We start from the raw sequence: 4,719 nt of genomic DNA, 5'->3' as shown, positions 1-4,719 counted from the left end.
GACATAGAGTAGTCTTTTTGTGTACGCTTTACATAGCGTATTTCTTGAGGTACTTCCATAATGATACTTTTTGTGTATCGCTATTTCAGGACTAGACATAAATAGAAAAAGAAAAACCATCCTTACTCAGACGGTTTTTCTTTTTCTACAGATTCATCTTCATTAACAACTTCTTCTGTGTTGTCTATTTTTTTTTCTACAATTGTTTCCCGATTTTCTTTTACAGTAGTAAAACTTTCTTGAATGTGATTAGAAAGTGTCTTCATGATATCTTTGTTTAAAGTTATATAGTATATATAATTAAACAATTATCCCGTTGTGTATTAGAAGATTTTCATTTGGTACACAGGGTATATTAATATCTTTTTTAATTTTATAGAGTACTACATAGTGATTTTTGTTCCAATGTAAAATACAGGGTAATGGAACTTCATTTAACTCCTCTGCACCTAGCATTGCTCCTAAAGTTCTAAAACCAATTTTCTCGGCTGCCTCACTCAAAAAAAGCAAATTACTTCCTTCACGAGTTGTTGCACTAAAATCTCTCAACTCCTGAATGTTGATTGTTTTATCGTAATGTTTCGCTATTATTTTTAAACACGTCAGCCCGCAATCTTTATGATCGGCTTGTTTATAAAATGGAAAAGAAATCATTTTTTTTATTACGTTAAGTTTTAATGAGTGCTTTTGAAATTGAATTAAATCAAAATATTATCTCGATCTGATATTAGCTTAGTTTTTAAATGGTAAAAAAAATGCTCACCATATTACTTACCTTCGTTAATAAATAATACTGCTCTCTCCAACACTTCATCTTTTTTGTTTTGTATTCCTAAAACAGTAGGTTTAACTATAATATCAGGAATTATTCCGACACGCTGGGTTTCCGTACCATCAGGATAATAAACACCAATACCCGAAAAAGGCGCTTCGTGTTTATTTGTAATGTTGATACTACTTGTGTTTCCGTCAGCCCCGGCAGTTTGACTACCAATCACAGTAGCGTTGTCTGCCGTTTGAAAACACATTGTTGCCCATTCGGACTGGCTTTGCGAAAGTTCATTTACCAGTACGACGATCTTTCCTTTGTAACTATTTGCGTTTTTTGTACCGCAAAGCCTAGGTTTACTCCAAATAAACCTGCCAGGATAACTTAAATCAGGTTTTGTATATTTAACAAAAGGCTTAACATCTGAGTTAAGATATTTTGCAATCTCAAAATTTGTTCCGTTAGGATAATCTCTCATATCTAGTATGATAGCCTTTGTTGAATTCAGTTTTGACATCATTTCTGGAACTTCTTTTTCATAAATTTTCCCCATATATACATAACCTATATTATCATCAATCAGTTTATACTTTTCTGACTTCTTTCTTTTCAATTCATTGCTATGTGACTTGTTATAATCTGTCCACTGAATTACTTTTTTAAAAACGGCACTATTACGCCTCCCTTCCAAATCAATAGAGTCCTTATATCCGGTTGTTATCTCAAATACTAAATTTCTCAAATAAGACGCCTCGTTCGAGGCACTTACGAGATCCCTTTTTTCTGTAATAATTTGCTCAATTGTTTTATTATTTACTTTGGTAATAACATCACCAATCTGAATATCATTCAACTTAGCCAATGTATCGCTCATAATTTCTGAAACAACCATTTCTTTATCAATTACAACACATTTTACAGGAAGAAATCTTCTTGTTTTTCCATTTGTTTGTGATGTGCTATAGTAGAATGACGAATGCGAATCATTTAATCGTACCGTTAATTTATGCATGGCTACTTTAAAATCATCTTCTGATTTAGTCAAAACAAAATCTGGTAGCATATCTTGAAGGGTTTTATCCCAACTATTATCCATTAGGTATTTATAAGGAAAAAAATATTCAATTATATTCCAATATCTAAAAAGTGTTAAAAGTCTATAATTCTCATCAGACCAGTTTAAATCTGAAAATTTTTCATTCTTCAAGAATATATTTCCAGCTCCCGTTGTATCAATATAAAATGGAGCTCCATGGTATCGGTTCTCTTCAATAAATCTTAATCTTTTAGAAAGGGATTTTGAAATTAGCAGATCATTATTGATCCATGATAAATTAAAATTTTTATCAAAATAATCTTCTTTTGCTCCTTCAACTATACTTTTCTTATCTACTTCACCCAAAGTAATTATCCAATCTTCTATTACCTTAGAGTACGTTTCCTCAGATTGAGCTTTTTTCACTTTAGGCATTATTTTAAACAATTCTTCATCCCAATCTTTACTTCCATTAGCAACATTCGGGTGATAATATTTTAAAAAGCCCCAAACTTTTGCCGTTGTAAATAGTTTTTGAGTTTCTGTTATTTTATTATTTGAAAATCCTATTTGAAAATAAAGGACAAAAAGTATTAAAATTTTCTTGTTCATTGCGTTATTACTTTTTAAATTTTAATTGATTAAGATATGTTTTTGCCAAATAGTAAACTTTAAGTTCATTAAATCTTTGTTCTTCGGAAAAATGTCTATTCATACTCATGTGAATAATAAGAGACATATAGTTATAACGACTAAATTTATTCTCATTTAATTTTTTCACTACATCAGCACCTAACATAAGATCATCTAAAAAATTACCATATTCAAAATGATCTATTTTATTTCTAATGTCCAGATAATCTTTATTAAATGACTTTCTTAATTTTGCTGTTAACTCAAATTCTTTTGAAAACAATTTAATTGCTCTTTCACAATTTTCTATCATTTCCTCTAATGAGAGACCGAAATAATTAAAATAATTCTTGATTTTTAATATCGCTGTAATTTTTACTGAGTCTTCATCAAGATCTAAATTAATAACATTGTTGATAAAATCCATACTGTCAAAACTAAAAATACTTTCAGCCAATTCCATTAATTGTATACCCCCATAACGATGAATTTCCTGTTCATAAGGAAGTATATGATACCTACTAATTAAATGGTTACTTTTTAATTCATGTATCTTTAAAATAATATATTCTTTATTTTCTCTCGAATTTGTCTTAAATCGTACCCGTAAATGTCTATCAGGATTAGCATAGTTTACAAAAAAGAAAAGATCTGTTTTTCCTTGTAAAAGAATAGCTTCATTAATAAATTTTAAAATATCATGATTCGAATAAGAGTTACCAAAAATTTCCAAATACAGCCAATCTGATAAAACTGGAATATTCTCACTTAAAATTTCGTCAACATTGTCATAATTAAACTGCGGACGTGTATAATGCTCATTTTTGACACTAACAACAAGTTCATGTGAAAAAATAAGGCTCACTGTTTGGAGACCTTTTATACTTAAACTTTTAATCATCCTTTGAGTTACGTCTTACGGATTCGATTCCCTTTACACACATAAATTTTCTCGTATAACCTCCGCTTCTAAAAATTGTCTGTCCTATACTGTTTATAAAGTCAAATTGAAATTCGCCATCTGCATTTTGTTACTTACAAATTTTTCCATTTTTAAATTTAATTATTTTACATTATATACCTATAAAAACTATCTGACTTGCATCAAATTAACCTTATTTAATTGAGGCAGAAAGCTACACATTGAAAATAATCTTTTAACTTCTTCTAGTATTTCTAATCGTTTTATAGAAATGTCGAACAACAATATGTCATTAATGTTGGTCATTTTTTTTAATATTTCCTTATCATGGGTAGCTACAACAACTTGTACTCCTTTTTTATATATTCTGATGAAATCAAATAAATCAGTCTCAGAATAAATTACAAATACAATAATAGAATACACATTTTCTATATCATCAAAATTTTCAACTCTATCAAAATTCTTAAAAACTTTAAAATCAAAATCTTTTTTAAACTTATATTTTACTAACCTTGAAAAATAATGTCCATTATCATAAATTAATATCTTACTTAATTTCATATTTAAATTATTTAGGTTTATTAAATTTAAACTCTGAATTGACTTCATTTTCCCCCATAAGCATCCTCCTTTTTATTAAATTTTATTAGCTGTTACTATTCGCATTTATTCATAAAAAAGTTCCCTTTTACATCATCAAATGTACAATACCACTAAAAAAACTAATAATATAACTAATTCCACTTTTTGCTCCACTTATAGCACTTCCGCCTCCCAATTCCAAATTGATTCCGATTTTATCTGTAAAAAAATACCTCCCTCCGACTTATCCTCCAAGTCCAATGTTTGAATGATCATTTGTTTTATACAAATCATTGTCATAACTCCGAATATAATAATTAAAGCCTGAACCTGCATACAAATCCCATTTACTAGGCATTTCTAGAATTCTATTGAAATCGTAATTCCTATTGGCTCCAATTCCAATTAATGAAAATTTGTAATTATTCATCTCACATACCTGAACCTGACTATCTGAACAATACGATGATTCACCTCCTATAGTTATATCTTTATGAACTCCATAATCAAGACCAACATAAATCGGAGTACCTCATACTGAAGTTCCAAATCCTGCATTCAATTGCAAAGCTCCTTTTTTAAAGCCCTTTGTGTAAAAGCACCAAATGAGACCAATGATAATACTGCTAGAAAATATATTTTTTTGTTTTTTAGTATAATTTAACGTCGACTTTAGGATGCTTCTATTACTACTTTAAGCTCCTATTAATTGTAAAGGTTCAGAGTTAGTAATTGATTTTTTAATGATTACAATTAATTTTTAAAGCTATATGT

At 28.9% G+C, this 4,719-nt stretch carries 7 protein-coding genes; all 7 read right to left on the bottom strand.

The annotated features are described in order from the left end of the window. Positions 1 to 122: 122 nt before the first annotated feature. Positions 123 to 266 carry a hypothetical protein gene (locus tag FLA105534_RS23365; RefSeq protein WP_173968478.1) on the bottom strand — a complete coding sequence of 48 codons (144 nt, stop codon included), beginning with the start codon at positions 264 to 266 and terminating at the stop codon, positions 123 to 125. 34 nt (positions 267 to 300) lie between these two features. Further along, complete coding sequence (locus tag FLA105534_RS23360; RefSeq protein WP_173968477.1) at positions 301 to 654, bottom strand: cysteine peptidase family C39 domain-containing protein; 354 nt, start codon at positions 652 to 654, stop codon at positions 301 to 303. A gap of 113 nt (positions 655 to 767) precedes the next feature. After that, positions 768 to 2,417, bottom strand: coding sequence for a S41 family peptidase (locus FLA105534_RS23355; protein ID WP_173968476.1), 1,650 nt, complete (start codon positions 2,415 to 2,417; stop codon positions 768 to 770). 7 nt (positions 2,418 to 2,424) lie between these two features. After that, entirely contained in the window at positions 2,425 to 3,339 is a 915-nt protein-coding gene (locus FLA105534_RS23350) for a thiopeptide-type bacteriocin biosynthesis protein (RefSeq protein ID WP_173968475.1), read from the bottom strand. Continuing rightward, complete coding sequence (locus tag FLA105534_RS23345) at positions 3,332 to 3,415, bottom strand: DUF1508 domain-containing protein (protein ID WP_246253302.1); 84 nt, start codon at positions 3,413 to 3,415, stop codon at positions 3,332 to 3,334. Before FLA105534_RS23345 ends, FLA105534_RS23350 begins: the two co-directional genes overlap by 8 nt. Positions 3,416 to 3,528: 113 nt before the next feature. After that, positions 3,529 to 3,924 (bottom strand): hypothetical protein, encoded by a 396-nt coding sequence (locus FLA105534_RS23340; RefSeq protein WP_173968474.1) that lies wholly within the window; start codon positions 3,922 to 3,924, stop codon positions 3,529 to 3,531. 265 nt (positions 3,925 to 4,189) lie between these two features. Beyond that, positions 4,190 to 4,375, bottom strand: a complete 186-nt coding sequence (locus tag FLA105534_RS23335; RefSeq protein ID WP_173968473.1) for a hypothetical protein — start codon at positions 4,373 to 4,375, stop codon at positions 4,190 to 4,192. Positions 4,376 to 4,719: the final 344 nt, after the last annotated feature.

Origin of the sequence: Flavobacterium collinsii (assembly GCF_902804485.1) — a bacterium.
Lineage (GTDB): Bacteria > Bacteroidota > Bacteroidia > Flavobacteriales > Flavobacteriaceae > Flavobacterium > Flavobacterium collinsii.
The sequence above is the reverse complement of the archived record's forward strand: the minus strand, read 5'-3'. Positions and strand labels throughout refer to the sequence as shown.

Coding starts and splice junctions, on each gene's coding strand:
- FLA105534_RS23350 (WP_173968475.1), bottom strand. CDS start 3,339: ATGATTAAAAGTTTAAGTATAAAAGGTCTCCAAACAGTGAGCCTTATT.
- FLA105534_RS23335 (WP_173968473.1), bottom strand. CDS start 4,375: ATGAATAATTACAAATTTTCATTAATTGGAATTGGAGCCAATAGGAAT.
- FLA105534_RS23360 (WP_173968477.1), bottom strand. CDS start 654: ATGATTTCTTTTCCATTTTATAAACAAGCCGATCATAAAGATTGCGGG.
- FLA105534_RS23340 (WP_173968474.1), bottom strand. CDS start 3,924: ATGAAATTAAGTAAGATATTAATTTATGATAATGGACATTATTTTTCA.
- FLA105534_RS23355 (WP_173968476.1), bottom strand. CDS start 2,417: ATGAACAAGAAAATTTTAATACTTTTTGTCCTTTATTTTCAAATAGGA.
- FLA105534_RS23365 (WP_173968478.1), bottom strand. CDS start 266: ATGAAGACACTTTCTAATCACATTCAAGAAAGTTTTACTACTGTAAAA.